This is a genomic window from Agathobaculum sp. NTUH-O15-33 (assembly GCF_033193315.1).
Lineage (GTDB): Bacteria > Bacillota > Clostridia > Oscillospirales > Butyricicoccaceae > Agathobaculum > Agathobaculum faecihominis_A.
Genome location: NZ_CP136187.1, coordinates 3,592,831 through 3,617,350 on the forward strand (window position 1 = coordinate 3,592,831; position 24,520 = coordinate 3,617,350).

The 24,520-nt window shown below is 54.8% G+C and carries 22 protein-coding genes; 2 read left to right on the forward strand and 20 right to left on the reverse strand.

The genetic code is table 11. The features are described from left to right. Window positions 1-3: 3 nt before the first annotated feature. From RWV98_RS17430 to RWV98_RS17470, 9 genes are all read right to left on the reverse strand, one after another. Window positions 4-1,539 (reverse strand): alanine/glycine:cation symporter family protein, encoded by a 1,536-nt coding sequence (locus tag RWV98_RS17430; protein ID WP_317862405.1) that lies wholly within the window; start codon window positions 1,537-1,539, stop codon window positions 4-6. Window positions 1,540-1,659: 120 nt separating this feature from the next. Then, window positions 1,660-2,601 carry a sugar phosphate isomerase/epimerase family protein gene (locus RWV98_RS17435; RefSeq protein ID WP_280963415.1) on the reverse strand — a complete coding sequence of 314 codons (942 nt, stop codon included), beginning with the start codon at window positions 2,599-2,601 and terminating at the stop codon, window positions 1,660-1,662. Window positions 2,602-2,664: 63 nt separating this feature from the next. Further along, window positions 2,665-3,378, reverse strand: a complete 714-nt coding sequence (locus RWV98_RS17440) for a helix-turn-helix transcriptional regulator (protein ID WP_280963416.1) — start codon at window positions 3,376-3,378, stop codon at window positions 2,665-2,667. Window positions 3,379-3,462: 84 nt separating this feature from the next. Then, window positions 3,463-4,245: a glycyl-radical enzyme activating protein gene (locus tag RWV98_RS17445; protein WP_280963417.1), complete on the reverse strand. Its 783-nt coding sequence runs from the start codon at window positions 4,243-4,245 to the stop codon at window positions 3,463-3,465. 43 nt (window positions 4,246-4,288) lie between these two features. After that, window positions 4,289-4,852 (reverse strand): YgjV family protein, encoded by a 564-nt coding sequence (locus RWV98_RS17450; RefSeq protein WP_280963418.1) that lies wholly within the window; start codon window positions 4,850-4,852, stop codon window positions 4,289-4,291. 31 nt (window positions 4,853-4,883) lie between these two features. Next, window positions 4,884-7,286 (reverse strand): glycyl radical protein, encoded by a 2,403-nt coding sequence (locus RWV98_RS17455; RefSeq protein ID WP_317862408.1) that lies wholly within the window; start codon window positions 7,284-7,286, stop codon window positions 4,884-4,886. A gap of 760 nt (window positions 7,287-8,046) precedes the next feature. Further along, the gene (locus RWV98_RS17460; protein WP_280963420.1) at window positions 8,047-9,312 is read right to left on the reverse strand and encodes an NAD/NADP-dependent octopine/nopaline dehydrogenase family protein; all 1,266 of its coding nucleotides are present in this window, start codon (window positions 9,310-9,312) and stop codon (window positions 8,047-8,049) included. Window positions 9,313-9,822: 510 nt separating this feature from the next. Continuing rightward, window positions 9,823-10,461, reverse strand: a complete 639-nt coding sequence (locus tag RWV98_RS17465) for a TetR/AcrR family transcriptional regulator (protein WP_280963421.1) — start codon at window positions 10,459-10,461, stop codon at window positions 9,823-9,825. 36 nt (window positions 10,462-10,497) lie between these two features. After that, complete coding sequence (locus tag RWV98_RS17470; RefSeq protein ID WP_317865791.1) at window positions 10,498-11,160, reverse strand: GntR family transcriptional regulator; 663 nt, start codon at window positions 11,158-11,160, stop codon at window positions 10,498-10,500. Window positions 11,161-11,489: 329 nt separating this feature from the next. Between RWV98_RS17470 and nifJ the strand changes: the two genes are divergently transcribed. Then, window positions 11,490-14,996, forward strand: a complete 3,507-nt coding sequence (nifJ, locus tag RWV98_RS17475) for a pyruvate:ferredoxin (flavodoxin) oxidoreductase (protein WP_317862410.1) — start codon at window positions 11,490-11,492, stop codon at window positions 14,994-14,996. A 181-nt stretch (window positions 14,997-15,177) separates the two neighbouring features. On the opposite strand, the gene RWV98_RS17480 is transcribed toward nifJ, so the two are convergent. After that, on the reverse strand, window positions 15,178-16,851 hold the full coding sequence (locus tag RWV98_RS17480) for a sigma-54 interaction domain-containing protein (RefSeq protein WP_317862412.1): 1,674 nt from the start codon (window positions 16,849-16,851) through the stop codon (window positions 15,178-15,180). A gap of 315 nt (window positions 16,852-17,166) precedes the next feature. On the opposite strand from RWV98_RS17480, the gene rpoN reads away from it, so the two are divergent. Next, window positions 17,167-18,522 carry an RNA polymerase factor sigma-54 gene (rpoN, locus tag RWV98_RS17485; protein ID WP_317862414.1) on the forward strand — a complete coding sequence of 452 codons (1,356 nt, stop codon included), beginning with the start codon at window positions 17,167-17,169 and terminating at the stop codon, window positions 18,520-18,522. A gap of 96 nt (window positions 18,523-18,618) precedes the next feature. On the opposite strand, the gene RWV98_RS17490 is transcribed toward rpoN, so the two are convergent. The 10 genes from RWV98_RS17490 to RWV98_RS17535 all read right to left on the reverse strand — a co-directional run bounded on the left by RWV98_RS17490 (window position 18,619) and on the right by RWV98_RS17535 (window position 24,514). Beyond that, window positions 18,619-19,956 carry a hypothetical protein gene (locus RWV98_RS17490; protein WP_317862416.1) on the reverse strand — a complete coding sequence of 446 codons (1,338 nt, stop codon included), beginning with the start codon at window positions 19,954-19,956 and terminating at the stop codon, window positions 18,619-18,621. A gap of 293 nt (window positions 19,957-20,249) precedes the next feature. After that, window positions 20,250-20,687: a BlaI/MecI/CopY family transcriptional regulator gene (locus tag RWV98_RS17495; protein ID WP_317862418.1), complete on the reverse strand. Its 438-nt coding sequence runs from the start codon at window positions 20,685-20,687 to the stop codon at window positions 20,250-20,252. A 135-nt stretch (window positions 20,688-20,822) separates the two neighbouring features. After that, complete coding sequence (locus RWV98_RS17500; RefSeq protein ID WP_317862420.1) at window positions 20,823-21,272, reverse strand: helix-turn-helix domain-containing protein; 450 nt, start codon at window positions 21,270-21,272, stop codon at window positions 20,823-20,825. A 138-nt stretch (window positions 21,273-21,410) separates the two neighbouring features. Beyond that, complete coding sequence (locus RWV98_RS17505) at window positions 21,411-22,169, reverse strand: peptidoglycan recognition protein family protein (protein WP_317862422.1); 759 nt, start codon at window positions 22,167-22,169, stop codon at window positions 21,411-21,413. Beyond that, window positions 22,159-22,443 (reverse strand): phage holin family protein, encoded by a 285-nt coding sequence (locus tag RWV98_RS17510; RefSeq protein WP_317862424.1) that lies wholly within the window; start codon window positions 22,441-22,443, stop codon window positions 22,159-22,161. Before RWV98_RS17510 ends, RWV98_RS17505 begins: the two co-directional genes overlap by 11 nt. A gap of 16 nt (window positions 22,444-22,459) precedes the next feature. Then, the gene (locus tag RWV98_RS17515) at window positions 22,460-22,717 is read right to left on the reverse strand and encodes a hypothetical protein (protein ID WP_280962689.1); all 258 of its coding nucleotides are present in this window, start codon (window positions 22,715-22,717) and stop codon (window positions 22,460-22,462) included. A 28-nt stretch (window positions 22,718-22,745) separates the two neighbouring features. Next, window positions 22,746-23,042 carry a hypothetical protein gene (locus RWV98_RS17520; protein WP_317862427.1) on the reverse strand — a complete coding sequence of 99 codons (297 nt, stop codon included), beginning with the start codon at window positions 23,040-23,042 and terminating at the stop codon, window positions 22,746-22,748. 28 nt (window positions 23,043-23,070) lie between these two features. Next, a complete protein-coding gene (locus RWV98_RS17525; protein WP_317862429.1) occupies window positions 23,071-23,937 on the reverse strand; it encodes a hypothetical protein in 867 nt (288 codons plus the stop codon). A 68-nt stretch (window positions 23,938-24,005) separates the two neighbouring features. After that, a complete protein-coding gene (locus RWV98_RS17530) occupies window positions 24,006-24,161 on the reverse strand; it encodes a hypothetical protein (protein WP_317862431.1) in 156 nt (51 codons plus the stop codon). A gap of 2 nt (window positions 24,162-24,163) precedes the next feature. Next, window positions 24,164-24,514: a hypothetical protein gene (locus RWV98_RS17535; protein WP_317862433.1), complete on the reverse strand. Its 351-nt coding sequence runs from the start codon at window positions 24,512-24,514 to the stop codon at window positions 24,164-24,166. Window positions 24,515-24,520 lie beyond the last annotated feature (6 nt).

The window sequence follows — 24,520 nt, forward strand, 5'->3', positions numbered from 1 at the left end:
ATATCAGACTGTTGTCTCTTCCTTCTGCATCGCCTCCTTATCAATCTGCTCCTTGTTGATTTCCATCCATACGTCGCAGTTTCTGATGCCAAGCTTTTTGGGGTTGAAATACGGATTTTCAACGCCGGCCTTGCGCTGCGCCATATAGTCGTCGTAAACCTTCTTGACCGTCGGGATGAGGAATACCAGCGCGATGCCGTTGATCCAAGCCATCAGGCCGAACATCACTTCGCTGATCGCCCACGCGGTGGCAGCCGTAACGTTCGCCCATACAAAGAACAGGATCGGCATAACGATGCGGATAGCCCAAATCAGCTTGCCGCGCGTTTCTTGCTTCAAATGTCTGAACAGGTACGCCAAGCCGGATTCGCCTTCGTAATAGTAGGCAATGCAGGTAGAGTACGCGAAACAGGTGAGCGCGATCGCGATCAAAGCGCCGCCGATGCCCGGCATGACCGAGTTGGCCGCTTCCTGTACCCATACGACGCCCGCGGTGTTGCTGGCCGCCTGTACCGCCATGGCTTCGGAGCCCGAACCGATGTGCATGAAGGCCACGCCGTCCGCGCCCAGCACGTTGAAGCAATCGGTAATCAGCGCCATGATGCCGGAGCAGAAGCAAACGGCAACGTCAATATAAACGGAAAATGCATTGACCATGCCCTGTGTGGCCGGGTGCGCGGTCTCCGCCGCGGCGGCGGACGCCGGGGTCTCGCCGAAACCGGAACCGGAGGAGTTGACCGCGCGCTTGACGCCGTACGAGAACGCGCCGCCGATCATGCCGCCGAAGAGCGCGTGCGCATTGAACGCGCTGCCTACCATCATCGCGATCGTCGAGGGAATGGCGCTGGCGTTCGCGATCAGCACGATCAGGGTGATGATCAGATAGCCGATGGTCATAAACGGAACAATAATGGTGGAGAATTTCGCAATGCGGCGCACGCCGCCGGAGATGACGAGGAACAGCAAAACCGCAATGACAGCGCCGGAAATAACGGGCGCAACGCCAAAGCTGTTCTCAAACGCCATGGCAATGTTGTTCGCGCTGGGGCCGGTAACGAGCAGCGGCACGCCGACCGTAGCCAGCAGCGCGAAGATAACGGCGAGCACCTTGCCGAGCTTCTTCCACGGCAGGCCGTTTTCCATATAGAAGTAGGGGCCGCCGCGGTACTGCCCGTCCTGCCGGACCTTGTAAATCTGGCCTAGGCTGTTTTCCGCGTAAGCAATCGCCGAGGTGACCAGCGCGGTGACCAGCATCCAGAACACTGCGCCGGGGCCGCCGTACATGATCGCGACCATAACGCCGCCGATGTTGCCGACCGCGACGCGGTAAGCGGCTACCGAGCAGAACGTTTCAAACGGAGAGATGCCTTCCTGCGAGCCCCCGCCCGATTTCAGCAGCTTCCATTGTAACTTTACCTTAGTGACGTTACCGAACTTCATGATTACGCAGTAAACGACTGCGGTGATAAAGATCAGCGCGATCAGCGGGGTCGCCCACAGCATATTGTCGATCTTAAAAATCAGATCCGAGATATTCATCTTGTTCCCCTTTCATTCTGTAAACAATACTTCTTCATTTCATAGAATCAGGTGTCTGACAGGGTATTGCCGGGATAAACAGCTTATCTGTATCTTCTATATCACGCTTTGCGTCTGGTCTTAGCGGCCGGTAATGCCGATATCAAGCACCTCGTGCATGTACTTGATGCTCTTGCGCATGGCGTCGATCTCCTCCTTGCGGCCTTCCTCAAGCGTGTAGCCGGAAAGAGGCAGCTCGATCTCAAGGTCGATGGTGTCGAGTTCCTCGGGCGCGTTCTCGCGCAGGATCTTCATGACCTCGATCACGTCCACATCACCGTCGCCGATGGCGCAGCCCAGCGAATGGGTGCCGTCCGGGTCGGCGAACACGCGGTTATCACAGAAGTGCACGCAGTAGCAATACGGCGCCATCTTGCGCACGCATTCCTCAATGCCTTCGGCCATCATGAGCGAGTTGATGGTGTCGCAGCACGCGCCGATCAGCGGGTGATTGAGCTGCTTGACCATCCAAATGACCTCGTCCGAAAACAGGTCGCAGTGGTTCTCGATGGCGATCTTCATGCCGTACTTTTCAATGGTGGGAAGGTTCTTCTTGAAATTCATCACGATCTCGGACATCTGCGCCATTGCCTCGGGGCACATGCAGGCGTGCGAGATGGGGTGCGGATGCTCCACATCGGTGCTGAACTTAACCAGCTTCGCGCCGATCGCGTGGCCGATCTCGAGCGCGTCCTCGATTGTGGCGTTGACGCGCGGATCGCTCGGCGCGTTGAAGGAAACGTTCAGTTCCAGATCCAGACCGTGCTTTTCCGCGTTCGCCTTGACGGCCGCGAGATGCTCGGGCGAAACATCGTTATCCAGATCAACCAGCGTGATGTGAAGGACTTCGATGCCCTCCTCCACCGCCAGGTCCATCAGTTTATCCAGATCAATCACCTTGTCGAACGCAAAGGTCTTGCCTTCGCTCTGGAAACCCCAGCTTTCGCCGAGACCGCTCAGGTGCAGGGTGTAGCTGTGCATGCCAAGCTTGAACTTGCGGTTTGCGCTTTTGGAAGTGTACATAGTCATATCTCCTTCATATTTACGGGGCGTAACGCCCCTTTGTTTGAATACAACGGTGATCATTTAGCCGATTTTTTGGAAGCAGGGGCATTCCCGGTAGGCCTTTGGGGTCATGCCGGTGATATTATGAAACGCGCGCGTAAAGGTGGAATTACTGGAATAGCCCACCATGACGGCGATCTCCATCACACTGAAATTGGTGCTTGTAAGCAGCTCCTTCGCCCGGTCGATCCGAATGCAGCGCAGATACAGGCTGGGCGAAAAGCCGGTCTGCTGTTTGAACCAGTCGCTGTAATAGGTGACGTTGTAATTTTCGATCTTCGCCAGCTGATCGACCGTGATCGGCAGATCGTAATACTGGCTGATGTAGCGGATGGACGGCGCGGCGCAGTTTTCGATCAGCTTGGAGTACAGGTAGCTGTACAGGTAACGCACCGATTTGCTGTCCGGATTCTGCTGCAGCTCGGCTTGGATCAGCTCGACCAACTGGGTGATCTGGCCGCGCATCGATACGATCAGGGGGTAGGACAGCAGCACGGCGTCCCGGGTCTCCAGCATATCCTCCGAAAGGTCGATCGCCAGCAGCCTGCCCAGATAGTTGCACTGGTGCTTCATACCGGCCGGAACAAAGCACAATTCCTGCGAGGTGACCTCATACTCGGTCTCCCCGATCCGAATCTGCATCGTTTCCTCGAGCGGTACCAGAATTTGCGGAAACTCGTGGGCGTGCTCCCCGTTGCACTCATGAAAAATACGAATATTGACCTTCTGATTCATGGTATTTCCCCCATCCAAGATGTGGCGGTTTTAAAATCCGGCCCTAGGCCGAAACAGTCGAGCCATCAGTATAGCATATTTAGCCTAGATCGTCTTGCCGACGTATTGCCGTATCACGTTCCGGCAGCGTTCCATTTCCTCGAACGAGGGCGATTTGACATGCTCCAGCAGATAGGGGCGGCCCAGCTTTTTGTAGGTTTCCGTCCCCAAGCGGTGATAGGGCAGCAGCTGCACATAGTCCAGATGGCGCAGCTTCGCGCAGAATTCTCCGATGCGGTTCAGTTCCTCATCGGAATCGTTGATGCCCGGAATGATCGGCGTGCGGATGACCAGACGGAGCTTGCTTTCGACCTCGTTGGTTCTCAGCATGTTGTCTAAGATCAGGCTATTATCCACGCCGCAGTATTTTTTATGCAGGTCGCTGTCGATCAGCTTCATATCCGCGTAGATGGTGTTGATGTAGGGAAGCATGGTCTCGATGTGCTCCCACGGGCCAAAAAAGCAGGTCTCCACGGCGGTATTGAAGCATTCCTTTTTGCAGTTTCTCAGCAGAGCAAGGGCAAATTCCGGCTGCGACAAAACCTCGCCGCCGGATAGGGTCACGCCGCCGGTGGAAAGGAAGAAAAACAGGGAATCCTTACGGATCTCCTTCATTACCTCCTCCACGGTCATCAGGCTGCCATAGGCATTGTCGGCGGTATGCTCAACGCCGAAGGACTGGCTCTCCGGGGTGGAGCACCATTGGCAGCGCAGGGGGCAGCCTTTAAAAAACACGACCGTGCGGAAGCCGTCTCCATCGTGGATAGACGACCGCTCGATGCGCAGCACCATCCCTTGCCTGTCTTTTTCGATCATTTCCAGTCCCATAGCGCCTCGCGCCTCCTTGTTTGTTACTTTTGTATCCGGTCCGTCAGCGGGCGGCCGGTTCTTCGCTGCCGCAGTCCACCGCGTCCCCAATGTCCTTTTCCAGCGGCTTCGCTCCGAAGCGGCACAGTGAGACCAGCGCCGAGACCATGCCGAACGCTTCGGACATCGTGCCGGAGATGGAACGCACATAGGCATTGTAAACGACCCACATGGGACCCACGAGAAACAGCTTGCACCGGCGAATCACCTTGCCGTTGCCGGAGTAGTTGGTCATGATAAAGATGACAGTCGCGGCGCAAGGCAGCAGACTGAAAATATCCTGATAGGTAAAGATGCAGGCGACGACCGCCAACGCGGAAAAGAGCCATTTCCAGCCCTTCCATTTTCCCCACGGCTGATCGCCCGCGCAGATCGGTATCGCGCTGCACGCGAGAAGCGCGGCGCTGACGCAGCCGCTATACGCGCCAAGCATCAGATAGTGCACGACATATACCGTGTTGCCGAGCAGTTGAAACAGGAGTAGGAGCCGGCTGCTTTTGCATTGGAAGCAGCCGATACAAAGGGCCATGCCAAGAAAACCGATCGCTTGAGCCACCAAGTGATACACAGCCGGCTCCCCCTCTCGCTAAATCATCTGGTTATCTGCCGCAGCAGCTCTTGCCGGCCCAGCTGCCGATCTCGGTACGGCCGATGATCTCGTTTTGCACTTCTCTGCCGAGTTCGACGAAGAAGGCGGTGTAACCGGCCACGCGGATGAGCAGGTCGCGGTGCTGCTCCGGATGCTCCTGCGCGTCGATCAGCGTCTCGCGGTCGACCACGTTGATCTGCGCGTGGTACACATCGAGCGTGCACATGGTCTTGAGCAGGTTCATGCCATGGGCGATGCCGTCGTCGCCCTTAATCAGTTCGGGCGCGATCTTCAGGTTCAGCTGCGTGCCCTGCGTGAAGCGCGCGTGCGGGATATGGCTGACCGACTTGAGCAGCGCGGTCGGGCCGTTGACGTCGGTGCCGCCGGTCGCGCCGATGCCGTCCGTCAGCGGGGTGCCCGCCTTGCGGCCGGAAGGCAGCGCGCCTACCCATTCGCCGATCGGCGTGTTGCCCGAAACAGGCAGCATGCCGCAGGTCATCTTGCCGAACAGGGTGTCGTACTTTTCAAACTGGTCGATAACATGGGTGAACACTTCGCCCACGCAGAAGTCCGCGCGCTCGTCGTCGTTGCCGTACTTGGGCGCTTCCAGACACAGCTTCTGCACGTCCTCGTAGCCCTCGAAGTTGGCGGCCAGCGCGTCGCAGAGCTCACGCATCGTCAGCTTCTTCTCGTCGTATACCAGATACTTGACCGCGGCCAGCGAGTTGACGATATCGGCCTGACCGACCGTGATCACGCCGCCGCCGCAGGTGTACTTGGCGCCGCCCGGCTGGCTGTAATCCTTGCCGGATTCCATGCAGTGCTCATAGCCCAGCGACAGCACCGGCACGGTGCGGTAATGCATGGACAGGTAATCGAGCAGCTGGTTGCCGGATACGATTACATCGACGATATAATCGATCTGCTTCTTGACCGCCGCAAAGAAATCGTCAAAGGTCTTGAAATTCGTCGGGTCGCCGGTGGAGATTGAAACGCGCTTGCCGGTGGTGCGGCTGACGCCATCGTTCAGCGCCAGCTCAACCGCCGCGCCCATGTTGATATCGGCGATGTCCGTGTACTGCTTCATGCGGCCGGAAAGGTTGGTCTCCACACAGCCGCAGGGGTTCCAGTCCCAAGCCTCGGAGAGCGGCACGCCCTTGTTCTGCATCATGCGGATGCCGATGTCGTTCGAATAGATCGCCGGCATGGTCAGGCCCATGCCGATGGCTTCTACCGCCTTGTGCAGCAGCGCGTCCGGGTTCTTGGACATGCTGTAAGTAACCGAAAGGTTGGGCTCCTTGAACTTTACGTCCATGGTGGCTTGAATCATCATGTAGGACAGCTCGTTGGTCGCGTCGTTGCCGTATTCATCGATGCCGCCGCAGCTGGTCTGCACGGTGATGCAGTAACCGGCCGCGTACTGCGCGGTGACTTCGTCTTGGAACAGGCTCATTTCCGCGATCTTGATCCACAGGCAATCCAGCAGCTCCTGCGCGTCGTCGTCGGTCAGGATGCCGGCGGCCTTGTCTGCCTTGTAGTACGGATAGAGGTACTGGTCCAGACGGCCCAGATTGTACGACGAAGCGTTTTGCTCCATGTAGATCGCGTACTCGTAGGACAGGATGGACTGGCAAGCTTCGTGGAAGGTGCGGGCCGGATGCTCGGGCACCCAACGGCAAACCTCGGCGATCTTGAGCAGATCGGCCTTGCGGGCTTCGTCCGTGCACTCCGCCGCCATTTTCTCCGCGAGGTCGGCGTGGCGGTGCGCCAGCGTGACGACGGCTTCGCACGCCATCAATTCGGCCTTGTAGAAAAAGCTCTTTTCGAGATCGCCCGGCGCCGAATCGTCCAGCTTCGCGAGCGCTTCCTCGGCTTCCTTGCGGATGCCGCCGATGCCCTTTTGCAGAATGCGGTTCCAGCTCGGCGTGGTCTCGCCGTAGCCGCGAACGGCCTTGCGGTCGATATAGATCACGCCGTTATCGCGCAGGGTCTCCATGTCTTCCGGCGCCATGATGCGCCAGCGGTCGAGCACGCACTTGCCGCGCCAGTAATCGGCTACGTCCTCGCGGAACACCTTCTTGCCCTCCTCGCTCAGGTAGAACGGGTCGAACGGACGGGTGCTGATGGTGTCCAGCTCCTTCTCGATGACCGAGCAGGCGCTGTCCGGGTTCAGGATGCCGCAGCGGGGCTTGAAGCCGACGCCGCCGACCAGCAGTTCGTGGTCTTGAATGTAGATGTCCTTCTTGCGGCACTGGTTGAGGTAGCCCGTCGCCTTCTGGATGATCCACGGCTGTCCCTCGGTCTGCTTAAAGCCCTCGGTAACATATTTTGCGTTGTAGACGTCCATGTCCACCCGGGTATCCAGATACTGCTGTCTCAGCGCCTCAATGCGTTCCATATACTTTTTCGCCATAGTTGTTCCTCCTTGTGTCTTGGTTGGACGCCCCGCCGGGCGGGGCCCTGTTGAAAGCTAGGGGTGCCACATCCGGTGCGAATCGGATGTGGCGGTTGTGTTCGATGCAGTCATTTATATAGAAGCAAATATCGTGCCACTTGTGCAATCTAAGCTTATTTCTTTTTAATTTTCCATCAAATTTGTGTAAACTATCAAAACTCATCCGAAGCGATTTATGCGTTTTGTTCAAGCTTCTTTTCATTATGTATATTAAAATCGCGTTTTTTGTGCACTTTGCCATACTCGTTTTACGCGCTACGTTTTAAGCGGTGCTTTTCTTCTGCTTTTTACGGATTTTTTGATTTTTCTTCATTTAGAATCCCATTTGGAGACAGATTCCAGTGACTACTCACACAAGAGTTGAACATGTCTACAAATAGACTTCTTCTGTTTAAGTGGTTTTGCACAAAGCGATTTTGCCGGTTCCCGCAAAAAATTTTGCACTTTTTTTGCACCCTATCGCAAACTTTTTTGCACCCCTTTTTGCAGGCGAATTTCCCCGCCTTTTCCGGTGCGCCGCACAGCAAAACCAAAGGCGTGCAAAACAATGTTTTGCACGCCTTTGGCCGGAAAGAATAGGGGGTAAAAGTAGGTGTAGGTGTATTGTCAGAGAATCAGCCGCACTGCCCGAGCGGCTGGGCCAGAAAACGTGTGCTCAATACGTTTTCTGTCAGAACCCACTGCAAATGGGATGCAGGATCAGCGGCAAAAAGCCGTTTTACTTCGCGGTGTATACGCCCTCGCGCAGATACTTTTGCAGCTGCTCGTGGGTCATGTGGCCGATCTCGAGGTAATCCAGCGTGTACTTGCTGTCCTTGATCAGGTCGCGCTTGATCATGGTGCTGGCCAGCAGGATCATCGCGTCGATGATGGGGGTGGCCACGTCGTACTTCTTGCCCAGCTGGCTCATCAGGTAGCAGCCCACCGGAACGTCCTCGGTGATGTAACGGTTTTCGAGATCGAACGGACCGTCGCCCCAGAAGTTCTCGTAGTTCTCTTCATACGGAACGGCGAAGTCGGGGCCCATGTATTCCTTGCCGTACATGGTGGTACGGGAGAAGAAATCCTCGTAGTTGACCGTGCACAGGCCGACTTCCATCTTGGCGGCCAGAGCCTTCTCTTCCTCCCAGAAACGGGCCTGAACCTCGGCGATCGCCGGGCAGGCGCCAAAGGCGTACAGGGAGTACTTTTTCTTGTCCTGACCCAAAACGGTGTCGAAGTTCTGCATGGTGGAAACCGCCAGCAGAGCGCCGGGAACGTGAATGACAGGGTTGACGTTGGACAGGTTGATGTCGAGCACGGTGTTGCCCACGACAAAGCCGTGGTGGAACTCCTCGCCCTTCTTGCTGATCGTCACTTCGCCCTCCGCGTCGATGATGGCGTCAAAGGCGGGAATGTAGAAAGCGGAAGCCATGAAGGCGTCGTTGTCGCTCATCGGCAGCGCACAGCCACGGATGGTGGTGATGCGGTCCTCTACCTTACACTCGTTGGTGGTTACGCCGCCGCGGTTGACGATGCGCACGCCGTACGGAGCGGTATACCAGGCGCCGACAATGACCTTGGCCGTGCAGTTCATTTCACGCATCAGCTTGCGGAAGATGAAGGTGCCGCAGTTGTCGGGCAGGATGTGAATGACCTGACCGTCCTCGAGCAGCGGGATCAGCTCGCGGAAGATGGACTCATGTGCAACAGCAACGGTGGCAACAATGATGATGCCCGCGCCCTTGACGGCCTTGGCCATATCATCGGTCGCCAGAGCAACCTTGGCGGTGCCGGTGCGCTTGAAGCCGAAGAAGCTGAACTGATGCCCAGCCAGAGTGATGCCGGTCTTTTCGATGTTGACAAAGTTTCTCTTTGCGAAAGCGGGCTGGTCCCACATGCGGACCTCTTTGCCTGCCAGCGCGCAATCGCCCGCCATCGTCTTACCTACGCCGCCGGCACCCAAGATTGCAATCGGCTTGTCTTTCAAATAACTCATGTCCATGTTTCATTTGCCTCCTTAAATTTCATGGTACCGGTCAGTGCGGCCGGTGCTTTGCAACGCGTTTAATGACTATCAGTCATTGACTTAAGGTCATTATATGCGCAGCGTTTTGAATTGTAAAGATGTAATGGTTTACAAAAATACTGCCGTAATCTTGTGTATATCGTCCGACACGCGGTCTTTCCGCGAGTGGACGCCTATTAACCATCGCCTCCTACCAACGAAAGGGCTATGTGGAATAGGGCTCTTTCATGGTTCCTATTGTAAAGAAAGATGCAGCCGCTCGCTTTGCCAAAGCTATCGTGTTTTTTGCATCCCTTCAGGTGGGGCATTGCAGGCCCGAAACGCAAAAGGCCCGTGCGCCGGCGGCTTGCCCACAGCCGGCGCACGGGTCTTTTGACAGGTCTATGCAAACAGGTGATAAACTGCACAAAAAACATGAAATCGGGCAAGGCCGAAACGGCCCGCCCGATTTAATATAAAGATAGCACAAAAACTAAGCGCGGGTACTCATTGCATCATGCCCTTCGCCACGACAAGCACGGCTTCCTCGATTAGATCCGCGAGGCTAAGCTCCTGACTATCGAAGCACCACATGACTTCGACGCCGATCATGGTGGAAAGAAGGATATCCACGTACCGCTCGGTCGGATACGCCGTATCGAGCACCCGCTCCGTCTTGCCGCTCTCCACGATCTCGCTTAGGCATTGGAGCAAGGCGCGGTCCCTTCCGTAAAAACTGCGCCCCGGCATGGTAAAGTAATTCGATATCATGGCCTTAATAATCCCCTTGCCGCGTTTTTCGTACGCGGTATAGGATATCCGTACGAAATGCGTGACCATGTACAGAAAATCCTGTCCCTTTACCCGCTCGTAGGCCTGCTTGTAAATTTCGTCCGAACATTGGAACGTATAGAAAACAAGCGCCTCTTTCGATTCAAAATGCGTATAGAAGGTGCCTTTTGCAACATTGGCCGCCGTCGTGATGTCCTCCACGCTGACATTGCCAAAGCCTTTTTCGTTGATCTCCTTCAAGGCGGCGTTATAGATCTTATCCTTGGTTTCCATTGCCTGCAGCTGGCGCTTGGTTCGTTTGGCGGCCGGTTGCCCGGCATCCATGGCGGTCCGGTCCGCCGGGTTGCTTTTCATGTCGTACACCATCCCTTCTCAAACGTGCGTCCGCGCTCATTGCTTTGTGTCGGCTACCCCGCCAAAGCATTTGAGAAGATACGGATCGATGCCGTAAAAGTCCTTGATATGCTCGCAGTTCAGCGTGCGGATATCGTCCAGATCTCTGCCGCGAATCGCCGCTATGATCGGCTTGTGATGATGGATCTGGATCAGACTGTGCTCGATATCGGTGTATTTGGACACCTGAATGAGATGGACCTGCTGATAGATCGCGTATTGCTGCCGGATCAGCTGCGCGTTGCGCGAAATACTAGCGATCTCCAAATGGAAATCATCATCCGCGCGGATACGCCCGTAAACGTCGCCCCTCGCGGCGGCCTCCTCGCAGCTGTCGGCCATGCGGTCGAGCTGGTCGAAGTCGGACGCGCTTCCATAGTAGGACGCGAGCTGCGCCGACAAAATATCCTGCGACAGGCGGATCGCGCCGATCTCCTTGATCTCCTCGTCGCTAAAGCATCTAACCGACGCGCCGCGGTTGGGGCCGATTCTTACCAACCCCTCCGCCGCCAGACGCCGAAGCGCGTCATGGATCGGGGTCCTGCTGATGGAGAGCTTGGCGGATATCTGAAGTTCGGGGATCCGCGTGCCGGGCAGCAGCTCCATGCGAAAAATCATATCCTTGATTTGCTGATAAGCAATTTCACTTTGTGAACGGATAGGTCAACACCTGCTTTCTTTCCCTCTTGCACCATATAAAAGCAGCATACAATATTTCATTTAATCGGTCAATCGTTTTTTTAGCATTCTTTTTTCCTGTTCCATATAAAACTCCATTTTGCACAGTTTTCTTTTGTCCGATTTATCTATAACGCAGAAAATTGCTATTCACTCTTGACAAATTGAATGCAATTATCTATATTGAATGCAAGATTAAGCCGCGGAACGCCATCACAACACACACCGTCCGCTGCCGGATCAACTATCTTCACTTTTGTGTACAAAAAAACAGCACTATAATACCCAAAAAATTAAAGGGGGCAATCTGTATGAGTAAAAAAACCGAGTTAATGGACGGCAATCAGGCAGCTGCGTATGTCTCGTACGCCTTTACGGAGGTGGCGGGTATCTTCCCGATCACACCATCCTCTCCGATGGCGGAATATGTAGACGAATGGGCGGCCAATGGTAAGAAGAATCTCTTCGGCCAGCCGGTTCAGGTAGTGGAAATGCAGTCCGAGGGCGGCGCCGCAGGCACCGTGCACGGTTCGCTGCAATCCGGCGCACTGACCACCACGTACACCGCTTCGCAGGGCTTGCTGCTGATGATTCCCAACATGTACAAGATTGCCGGCGAAATGCTGCCGGGCGTGTTCCACGTTTCCGCCCGTACCCTTTCGGCCCACGCGTTGTCCATCTTCGGCGATCATTCCGACGTTATGAGCGTTCGTTCCACCGGCTTCTCCATGGTGGCCTCGTCCTCCCCGCAGGAAGTCATGGATCTGGGCGCGGTCTCGCACCTTGCCGCCATCCACTGCCGGATGCCCGTTCTGCACTTCTTTGACGGCTTCCGCACCTCCCATGAAATCCAGAAGATTGAAGCGCTGGATTACGAGGATCTGCGCCCGCTGGTGGACATGGAAGCGCTTAAGGCTTTCCGCAAGCATTCTCTGAACCCCGAGCATCCCTCCACGCGCGGCACGACCGTCAACCCGGACATCTTCTTCCAGTGCCGCGAGGCCTGCAACAGCAAGATCGCCGAGATCCCGGCCGCGGTTGAGTACTACATGCAGGAAGTCGGTAAGATCACCGGACGGCCGCACCACCTCTTTGACTACTACGGCGCGCCGGACGCGGATCGCGTCATGATCGTCATGGGCTCTGTCGCCGAAACCGCCAAGGAGACCGTGGATTACCTGACCGCGCAGGGCGAAAAGGTCGGCCTGATCAATGTACATCTGTACCGTCCCTTCTCGGCGGAGCACTTCCTTGCAAGCTTGCCCGCCACCGTTAAGCGCATCGCGGTGCTCGACCGCACCAAGGAGCCCGGCGCGATGGGCGAACCCCTCTATCAGGATATCTGCACCATCTATAAGGAGCGCGGCATCCCGATGGAGATCGTGAACGGCCGTTACGGCCTCAGCTCGAAGGATACGACGCCGGGCCAGATGCTGGCGGTGTTTGACAACCTGAAGCTTGATGCGCCGAAGACCAACTTCACGGTCGGTATCGTGGACGACGTGACCTTCACCTCGCTGCCGCTCACCAAGGAGATCGATACCTCGCCCGCCGGTCAGACCAGCGCGGAATTCTGGGGCATGGGCTCGGACGGCACGGTCGGCGCGAACAAGAACTCGATCAAGATCATCGGCCATGCCACCGATCTTTACTGTCAGGCTTACTTCGTATACGATTCCAAGAAATCCGGCGGCCTGACCCAGTCCCACCTGCGCTTCGGCAAGGAGCCGATCCGCTCGCCTTACCTGATCAGCTCGGCTGATTTCGTTGCCTGCCACAATCCTTCCTATGTCCGCCAGTACGACATGGTCAAAAACCTGAAGGAAGGCGGCACGTTCCTGCTCAACTGCCAGTGGGATATGGACGGTCTGGAAAAGCACCTTCCCGCTTCCATGAAGCGTTCTCTGGCGGAAAAGCACGCCAAGTTCTATACCATCAACGCGATCGACATCGCCCGCGGCCTCGGCCTCGGCAACCGTACCAATACCATTTTGCAGGCCGCGTTCTTCAAGCTCTCCGGCGTGATTCCGGTGGATACGGCGGTTAACGAAATGAAGGAAGCGATCTACAAGTCCTACTTTAAGAAAAAGGGTCAGGCGGTTGTTGATATGAACAACGCGTCCATCGACCACGGCCTGAACGAGCTGGTCGAGATCCGCATCCCCAACGCTTGGCTGACCGCGCTTGACGAGCCGGGGGCCGATTCGAGCCCCGCCTTTATCAAGGAAGTCGTTTCCGTCATGAACCGTCAGGAAGGCGACATTCTGCCCGTTTCCACCATGACCAAGTATGGTCTGGAGGACGGCACTTGGCCTTCGGGTACCTCCAAGTACGAGAAGCGCGGCGCCGCCGTCGAAGTTCCAGTTTGGAACATGGACGCCTGCATCCAGTGCAACCAGTGCTCGCTGGTCTGCCCGCACGCCGCTATCCGGCCGATCCTGCTGAACGAGGACGAGGTGAAGGCCGCGCCCGCCGGCTTTGAGACCAAGAAGGCGCTCGGCGCCGGTCTGGATAAATACCAGTACCGCATGCAGGTCTCCCCGTACGACTGCACCGGCTGCGGCAGCTGCGTCAACGGCTGCCCGGCTAAGGAGAAGGCGCTCGTCATGGCGCCGCTCGATACCCAGCTCAAGGAAGCGGAAAACTGGACCTTCGCCGTGGAGGAAGTGGCGATCAAGACCGATGCGGTCAGCGCCAAGAGCGTCAAGAGCTCCCAGTTCGCCAAGCCCTACTTTGAGTTCTCCGGCGCGTGCGCCGGCTGCGGCGAGACCCCGTACATCAAGCTGGTGACCCAGCTCTTCGGCGACCGTATGTATATCGCAAACGCCTCCGGCTGCTCGTCCGCTTACGGCGGCTCCACCCCGTCCTCCCCGTACTGCACGGATAAGAAGGGCTGCGGCCCCGCTTGGGCAATGTCGCTGTTCGAGGATAACGCGGAATACGCTTATGGCTACCTGCTCGGTCAGGACGCCGTACGCCAGCAGCTCGCGGAAAAGGTACACGCACTGGCTGAGCGCGGCGTCGCGAAGGATGCTTGCGAAACCTATTTGGAAAAGGGCAACGACGCCGCGGTATCCCGCGCGGTCAGCGATTCGCTTTTGGCCGCTCTTGTCGACGATACCAGCGAGGAAGCTGAATTTATCCGCCAGAACGAGGAATTCCTGACCAAAAAGAGCGTTTGGGCTTTCGGCGGCGACGGCTGGGCCTACGATATCGGCTACGGCGGTCTGGATCATGTGCTTGCTTCCGGAAAGGATATCAACGTGCTGGTTCTGGATACCGAGGTGTATTCCAACACCGGCGGTCAGGCATCCAAGTCCACGGCGGCGGGCGCGATCGCCAAGTTCTCCGCCAGCGGCAAGGCCACCAAGAAAAAGGATCTGGGCCTGATGGCGATGAGCTACGGCTATGTTTACGTAGCACAGGTCGCAATGGGCGCGGATCAGGCGCAGACGCTGCGCGCAATCCGCGAGGCCGAGGCTTACGACGGCCCGTCCCTGATCATCTGCTACTGCCCCTGCATCGAGCACGGCATGAAGTGCGGCATGGGTCTGAGCCAGCAGGAAGAAAAGAAGGCGGTCGAAGCCGGTTACTGGCACCTGTACCGCTACAATCCGGATCTGAAGGAAGAGGGCAAAAATCCGTTCTCGCTGGATTCCAAGGCGCCCACCGGCGATTTCCAGAAGTTCCTTCTGGGCCAGAACCGTTACGCTTCGCTCAAGCTGTCCTTCCCGGATAAGGCTGAAGCCCTGTATTCCAAGGCGGAGCGCGATGCCGAGGAGCGGCTTGAAAGCTACCGGAACCTGACCAGAGAATAAGCGCAAGGCGCGTTCTCTCATCTGTACAGCCCACATATCACCCTGCTTTTCGCAGGTTGTCTCCTTCGCTTCCGGCAGTCCGCCATGGTCTGCCGGAAGCGTTACTTTATAACGCGTTAGGCGCTGCCCACAGGCGCAAAAAAGGCAGCCCTATGGAGGGCTGCCTCAGATCTTTTCGTTGTCACCACTGCGGGATCGTGCCGGTTAGCAACGCGGCGATATCGATCTTATACCGTTTGATGCGGTATTGCAGGTTCTGTCGGCTTATTTTTAATATGCGCGCCGCTTCTGAAATATTGCCGCCGGTCTCCCGCAGCACCTTGCAGATGGTTTGGCGCTCCATGTCGTGTATCGCGCCGCTCAGCGAGCTTGCGGACGGTACCGTTTGCGCTTGTTCCGCGCCGGCGGCGCCGCTTGACGAAGCGATCAGATCGGGGATATAGTCCGGCGTGATCATCGAGGCTTCGTCCGGCAGCACGTTCATGGCGTGCTCGATCGCATGCTGCAGCTCGCGCACGTTGCCGGGCCAGCTATAAGCCTGAAACCTTTCCAGCGTGGCCCCATCGATGTTCCTCACGTTCCGCACCAGCTTTTTATTGCATTGCATGATAAAATGCTTGGCCAGCAGGGCGATGTCCTCCCGCCGGTTCCGCAGCGGCGGAACGCTGATATTGACGACGCCCAAGCGATAAAACAGGTCGCGCCGCAGCTTATTTTCCGCGATTGCCTGACTGGGCGGTACGTTGATGTTGGACAGCACGCGCACATCCACATGAATCTCCGACGAGCCGCCCACGCGCCGTATAATGCCGTCCTGCAAAACACGGAGCAGTTTGGATTGCAGGTTGATGTTCATTGAGTTGATCTCATCCAGCAGCAGCGTGCCGGTGTTTGCCTGCTCAAATAGGCCGGGCCGGTGTTCCGCGCCGGTATAGGCGCCCTTCTCCGTGCCGAACAGCAGGCTTTCAAGCAGGTTTTCCGGAATCGCCGCGCAGTTGATGGCGAGGAACGGCCCGTCCGCGCGGTTGCTGGCGTTGTGGATGCTTTGGGCGAACATCTCCTTGCCGGTCCCTGTTTCTCCGTAGATCATCACGGAAGAGTCGTTTTTTGCCACCCGCTTGCATTGCGCGATCACATTGCTCATGGCCGGACTAATGCAAATGATATCCTCAAAGGTAAATTTGGCCGATAGCGCGCTTTTGGTTTTGTGCCGGCCCGCGGACGTACGGTTGACCAATTTGTCCTGCAAGTCGATGATCTGCTTATGCAAGCTGTCGATGGCGCTCCAGTCCTCCATGACGCTGAAGCCGCCCAGCACCTGACCGTTCTGCACGATCGGGAAATTATTGCATACAATATCGACATTTTTGCCGTACCGCGTCGTATAATACTGCCGCTTGTTGATATTCGGGCGTTTTTCCCGGATCACCTCCGGCACCATTAATTCCGAACCGTCTCGGGAGCGGTATACGTTTGTGATATTTTCTCCCAGCACATCCTGCGTGACAATGGAATCCATTTTTACCGCCGCGTCATTGAGCAGATAGATGCGGCACTGCGCGTCGCATAGGATGACCGGCTCGCTGATCTGGTTCAGCACGCCGATCAGCATATCGTGGCAGGCGTCGTTTGTCGCCTCGCGAAACACCACCATCCGGCAATGCTCCGGCAGATCAGCCAGTTCCGGCGTGGGGCAGCGCAGCAGATATTCCCCAAATACAACAGATGCATAAACCGGTTGATCCGATTCTTCACAGAGCGGCTCCGCTATATCCTGCAGCCGCGTTCCCTGCAAGCGGCCGTCTCCATGGAGCAGACGGTCTCCCGTTTCGTTAACGGATAAGATTTTTTCCATCCTCCGCCGTCACCAGCGCGCCAAGTCCGCACGCCGACAGCGTTTCCATCGCTTCCTGATATCGCACCCGCCATTCCTCCCGCTCTTTTATGCCTTGATGCGGCGTTTTGCCGCAGCCGTCATGAAGCTGTGCGTTTCTATAATATTATATAATACTTTTTTACCGTTGCCAACACATTTGATGAATAGCCGCGCACATTGCCCTTCCCTTTTACACTTGCCAGCATCGCGCCGCTATGTTACGCTTTGTACATCACCAGCCGCTCCGTTGTCTCATACACACGCAAGTTGCTCCGCAAAAAAGGTAGTGATACGATGAAATTGGAACTGAGCCAGAAGCAAGGCTTCACGCTTGCCATGCAAACCTCTGTCCGTCTGCTGCAGCTTAACAACTTACAGCTGCGCAACTATCTCGGCGAACTGATGACCAGCAATGCGGTGGTCGAGCTTGAATACCCTGAAATAGATTACCGGCCCGGCCCGTTTGAACGGCAGGAACGGACTCCCGATCACGCCAAACGCTCGGACCGCCAGCAGGCGGTTTCCATGGAGCAGCTGATGGAGGATAAAGCCGCCGGCTCTTCCGCGCTGCGCGATCTGTTCCTGCAAAGCGCCGCGTTGAAATTGCCGAAGTACCATCAGCGCATCATGAATTATCTCATTCATTCGCTGGATGAAAACGGCTTTCTGACCGAATCCGCCGAAAGCACCTCCGGCGTCCTGCAAGTCCCGCTGGAGGAAGTCCAAAAATGCATCAAGCTGCTACAGGATATGGAGCCGGCGGGCGTCGGCGCGTCGAACCTTGGCGAATGCCTTCGTTTACAGTTGCTTCGCACGGCGCCGCAGGACAAGACCGCGCTTCAGATCGTTGACGCGCACCTAACGGATATGGCGGACCAGCAATACGGCGCGATTGCCAAGGCGCTCAACACACCGAAATCTCAAGTCGTCCGTTCGTGCGATCGCATTCGGTCGCTGAACCCCAAGCCGCTGAACGGCCTGAGCACCGAAGCGCTTACCCCGTATACGATGCCCGATTTCTATGTCGTCGAAGAGGATGGGGAACTGCGCTTTATCCTCAATGACTATTATTTACCGAAGATCAAAGTGGATCCATCCTATTGGCAGCTGATCCGGGATAAACAGCTCAGTCAGGCCGATAGTGAATATATTCAAAACAATTACAAGCAGGCGAGCGACATCATCAAGTTTCTATCCTACCGCAAAGCGACCTTACAGCGCGTCGTCGAATACATGCTTACCGTGCAGGGCGATTTTTTCCGGCTTGGTCCGGGGCATCGCGTGAGCTTAAGCAACCGGGAGGTCGCGCAGGCGCTCTTGCTGCACGAATCCACGGTCAGCCGTGCGGTGAGCGGCAAATTCTTTGAATGCAAATGGGGCGTGTTCCCGCTCAAATCCATGTTTATCCGCAGGACCACCGCCAACCCCGGCGCCGCGGGCAATTTGGATGAGATTTTGCAGAAGCTGCAAACGCTGATCGCCTCAGAGCCTCCGGGCGCCGCCTATAGCGACCACCACCTTGCCTCCCTGCTCAGCGCGGAGGGCATCCGTATCGCACGGCGCACCGTGGCCAAATACCGGCTGATGCTCGGCCTGCCCACCGCCAGCCAACGAAACGCAGAGCGCAACGCTCCGCCTCGTCATCCTTGAGCCCAATAAACCGAAAGAATAAAGCGCCAAACCATCTCGGTTTAGCGCTTTTCTTTTTGCCGCCATTTTCCCGATAAACATCCCATATGTCGGGCGCTAAATTATTGAAAAAGTCAGCTTTTCACTTTGATCTATATTTTGAATGACCTGCTCCTCAGCAAAAGGCGCTTGCCGAAGAAGGATACAAATCCCACGGCTAGTGCCGGCAAGCAGATATAGGACCCCTTGATCGCAGGAAAATCTCATTCCGCGCACCGTTTGATTGGAACGTACGAGATTGCCCTCATAACGAAGGCCGCTAAGTTCTATCGTTCTGTTCAGCCACGATTCCCACGCAGTCGGATATCGATCCCACACAAGATCATACTCCGTATCGTGTTCCTTTTGATAGAGGAAATAACTGTTATCACCACATTTGAAAAGCAGCGATTCTTCGCAAAAGCTCATGCTCTGATCAAAATACGTCTTATTGGCGCGCAAGTAAATACCATCTATCACCGTACCGGGCTGGAATCCCGCAGTGTCTTCCTTACGGCTGATCTGGAACCCCCCGCGAATCTCGCTGCCCTTATATTTACCATAGTTATTGGTAAACGTCACGCTGTAGCCATTATCAAATTTCAACTTTACCGTGTATGTGTCCATGAAAGTAAAATCGCAAAGCTTTGAACCGAGGACAGAACCAAACCTGTCGCTAACATCCAACCGTTTATGGCCGTCTTTCGGTATGATTAATGGGTTTACCGCAAATTCGATATCACGGTCCACGACCAGCGGTAAGGATTCAAACCATAAAACCATACTATTTTTGAAACTATTTTGCGGCTCCTCGTTTACATACTCCGGCGTATACTCTGATACAATGTATTCGGCTTTCGTTAACCGCTGCCCCACGCATACGCAAAACGGCCGAATGCATGTATAATCTTCACCAGCTTGCGCCGATTCTATGATCGCTCGATAAGTTTCAAAAATATTCGCTTTTTCATAGTCGCACTGCAGCCAAGCGCCCGGAAGCTTGTAATAGAGGCTGCATAAAACACCGGGCCCCTCTTCCTCTTCCTCTTCAAATTCACTGTCGTTGAAATATGGGTCAGCGCCTGCGTCAAGCAGCATTTTCGCAACCTCTAGCATATAAGTATCATAAGATACCCAACAAAGGTTATGCAGGCATTGACCGCCGTTCATGCCATCGTTTTTATAAACGGAATAACCGTTTTCAAGAAAAAGCCGTGTCAGTGTGACCAGCCGTTCTCCTCCCCGGTCTATTCCTACATCAAGGAACAATTCCGACAAAATAGAGCCATCTACGTAAGGCTCATTAATAACCGGACGCAGTTCATGGATGATCTGTTGAATAGCCGTCCAGTCTACACATTCGCCCGACAGTTCTTGGCACAGCCTTTCCACACGCTTCTTGGACTGAGCATTCACTTAAACCACCGCCCTTTCATTAACGGACAAAGCAAGCTTACTATGTAAAAGATTCATATCCCTCATTATCCGCACCTCATCAGCGTGTTCATTTTGGCCTGTATGTTTACCCTTTTTGTTTTATCTTTTCTCCAAAACGCAATACCCCCGCAGTCTTACGACCGCGAGGGTTTGTTTGGCGGAGAAGGAGGGATTTGAACGATCACAAAATCAAGATATATCTATGAAAACCAACGTCGCTGTGTTCGCTCTGTGTCGATGCAGATAACATACCAAAAGGGAATAAATTAAAATTATTTATCAGTAAAATTTTTATTGCCCTTGTATCCGTTTTCTGTTTCAAACTGTTCTACCATTTTTTCAAGTTCCGCGATCAGTTCCTCGTTCTTGTCGTCCGGTTTGTCACCAGCTTGCTTTTTCACAAGGGCAACTGCAATTTTTGCCAAAGAAGCCGTACCCACACCCTGATCTTCTAAAATCTTTGATATATATTGTTCCTTATCAAAACAGGGTGTAAACTGCCGGGAGTAATGTTTGCCTTCTTGCGTAACACCGCACATGCTTAGAAATCCCTTTTCTTGCAGCAAACCAAGAAGCTTATGAATATAGTTGCTGCTCCAATTCTGGTCAGTAGAAAGCTTGACGAGTTGCGCGCTGGTAAGCGGCACGCTTTCCCGCCAAAAAATATTCATTAAGATCTCTTCCGAGTTTGATAGTTTAATGCTCTGCATCTAAATTCACCTTTGCAAATGTCGAATCACCTATATAGGCAATCGTAACACATCCGACACATACATACAATCGGTAAAGTTTACCTATAGGGATGACCGCACACTGCTCGCGCGTCAGCGGCGCGGCGCCGATCACTATCCTTTCGTCAGCTTTTCTTTTTTCATACGCTGCCGTGCTGCAATCGCTTCTATTCTTTCAAGGGTGAAATGATCCAGCAGTTCGTTGTCCAGATCGTCGAGCAGGTGGGATGGTTCTGTGTCCGGTGTATCATCTGGGCGCTTCACACAGTACCGAACAAAGAGGTTAAACGTGGCATAGCACGGCTGAGCGCCCTCAATGCCTCCGTTTTCATCAAACAACTCATAATCCTGTAGGTTATAGCCAAATTTCAATTTCCGAATCGATTGAAGGGTTGTATTCTGTACCCCGCGTTCTATTTTTCCTATAAGCTTTAGCGATATACCCGCTCTTGCTGCAGCCTCTTCCTGTGAGCATATGTTTGCGCGTGATAACGGCTTGTCCGGTTCGGGGCGGTTTAATTCCCGTGCCCGCAACGCATTTTTTGCAACGATGTCTTTTAGCATGAGATACCTCCTTTTATTGTCAAAAGAAGCGTATCGCATTTTGTAAAATTTTGAAAGGTACTCCGGTACTTGCCTATTTATACACATAAGAGAGGCCCCGGCCACTCCAATCAAGGAGCAGCCGGGGCCTTATCATATCTATTCGCTATCAAACACCTTGTCCGTGTAGTCCTTCGCAAGGGTCAGCACGCGCGCCATGTCCTCGGTCATATCGATGCCCTTGTGGGACTCACTGCCGCCCTTGCCTTTGAGCGTGCCGACCGCAGCCAGCGCCTGCAGCTCTGTGTGAATACGGCCAGCAAACTCGTCCACGCTCTTGTGCCGCTGCTCGGCCAGCACCTTCAACGTTTCGTCCCGCGCGATCTCGCGCACCTGTTTTTCTGTCATATCTTCATCCTCCAATCTGCTTTTAAAGCTTGTCCATAAAGATTCATTGCGCACCCACGGCTCCGGGCAGCACTTGCCGGTCACGTCGTAATGCCGTATCACACGACTGGCCGGGATGTTATACCGGCCCATCAGGTACCGCACCAGCTCCAGCGCACGGTCTACCGTTGCGTCCGGGATCGTGTACTTGCCATCGCGGATCACGCTGCACATTTCCACGCCAATACTGTTGCGATTGGTGCAGATGCCGCGGTACGGGTGATGCGCGGATTCCAGCGGTCCGCCGCAGTGCCAAGCAGCGTCCGTGTCCTTGACGGACTGCACGACGTTGCCGGTGTCCACGAAGTAGTGGGCCGATGTACCGATATTCGGATCGCCGAAATAGTTGCCGTTGCCCGCCGCTGTGTCGCCGTCGTTGCCAGTGTAGTGCAGGACGATGTACAGGATGCTGTTACCTGCCCGTCCTTGGTAGTGGTTGCTGGGGTGGGCGGGAATGTAGTCAATCCGCATCCTTGCCACCACCCGTCAACTGCTTATACACTTGGTTTACGCCGGTCGCGGCAAGCCCCGATACGATGCCCACAGCCGCAGCGGTCATGTAATCCACGCCAGCATAGTCCGGCATGATAAAGGTTGCCACTACACCCAGCGCCATACCCAGCGCGCCACAGAGCACCGGCAACCATTTGTTATCAAGGGCGGTCGCCTTGATTGCCTGCGCCGCCAGCAGACAGATCGCGGTGATTGCGGGGATAGAAACTAGGCCTAAGTTGTTGATGTCCATTTTATAATTTCTCCTTTCACTGACCGCGCTGCTCCAGCACGGTGATTCGATGTTCATGATCGTCAATCGTCGCATCCTGTTCGTCGTTATGTCGCCAGATGCGATCATGACTTTTTTCGTTTTTGGTGCTGATGTCGTCCAGACTTCCCGTCATTAAATCTATACGGGTCGTCAGCTTGACAATCGACGTATTCAGCGCAAGCAGCGGTTTTACCACGGTCACGCCAAAGCCGACAAGCGCGATCAGCACGCCGACTACGCCCCATTCGTTCATAAGCTCTTCCTTCCCGCCCTCGAGGGGCTTAGTAGATGTTTGCGTCGAGCGCTATTTCTAGGTTAGTTATTTGGTTTATTAGATATTCAATATCCTCCTTCGCATGCGCAATAAACTCCGCATCCGCGTACATCGTCGGTCTGCACGTATCGGATAGGCCGTCATACGTTGTCTGTGCGATATAGTCTCCTGATTCAGTTGTAATACAGGGGTCCTCATCCGGCATTGTAGGGCTGAATCTTTCGGTATCCGAAAACCATACCTTCCATGCTCCGGGCGTTGTTGCTCGGAGCCTTTCTTTTATCTGCTGGATACGGTTGTCCATATTATTTTCCTTCCCGGCCCGCGTGGGCCTAGTAGATTTCTGCGTCGGCTGTATAATGGAACGATGCTTGATTACCCGGCATGTGTGGGTCGTCTAATATACGAATTTGGCGAAATCCAGTTTTGCCCACAAACTGCGCTTCGGCAAGTCCCACGCAATCCGCGCCATCAGTTCCATACGCCACCTTGCCAGCGGTACGTGAAACGCCTGAGTACAGCGTAATTGTTGGTACAGTGCGCATTTCAACCGGAAATTCAGCGCCTGAGCCGTAGGAAATGTTTGCCGTACTGACATTAAACGCTTCGCGGGACAGCGCCCCGCGTTCGCCGTCGTTATTCAGCGTACTATAAAAGTACCGTTGACACTTCGCGAGTTCCTGTTGATAGTTCGGCGGCGCGTCATAGGCTAGGGTAGAGGCAGGGCCGAGTTCCAGCTTGACGGCTCGCACATCAAGTCTGTTTTTGTTTCCGCTTCGGTCTGCATATATTGCGATTTCGCATCTGGCCAAGTTCGCCAAATTCATTGTTACACTAATTAACTGCCAATTCGCCCCGGTTAAGTAAACACCGTCGCCATAATCCCAAGGATTAATATATAGGCCGACACATTGGCCCGCAACACCTCTCACGATGGCAGATAGCGTAACCGTCTTATTAGCCAATTCAGAAAACCTTTCAATATGTTGGGCAAAAGATGAATAATCAGTTCCGGGAACCAGCGTAACGTAACTGTCTTGCACGACAACCTTTTCCATATTGTTTTGTGCAAACCAACGGTCGACACCGTATACCTTGCCAATGTACTCTGTTTTCCCCCTCTGGTTTATCTGAGACCACGGGTTATCCAGCAAATTCGGATTGCTTGTCGGCATACCGCTACCATGTATGTTAGTCATAGTAGCCACCGCCTAACGGGTAATTAGGGGTTTTTACCCCCCCCCCCCAGATTTTTACATTTTCCACCTTATGCATTGTGGTTTACCTCCTGCACCATCATTCCGGTCAGCTCCGTGTATTCCGCTTCGCTGATCTTGTCCGCCGCGAAAAAGATATCAAGCTTTTCGGCCATTCCGGCGGTCTGACCGCGTTCGATCATACGTTTTAAGGTTCTGTATAACATTCTTATACCCCCAGTTCTAAAATCGTCAGTCTGTATTCATGGTCTACCAGCAGCGCGTCCGCATCCTCCTGCGCGGTCGGTGTGGGGATGGGCTTCGCCGCCACATCTGCCTCAACCTCATCGGCGGTTCGCTCCACGGCTCCGCTACCCTCCAGCTTATACTTGTACACACCGTCACCGATAGTCAGGCTGTCAAAGTACTGTGACTGCGCGTGAGCGTAGTGGTCGCCGTAGCCCTCACCGATCTGCACCCAGCCGGTGGGATCAGTAATAAAGATGCTGCTGCCTACGGCAGTAATGCGGTTTTGATCGTCTACTTTGACGTAGACTTTGATGGGTTCTTGTTCTGGCATTTTGGT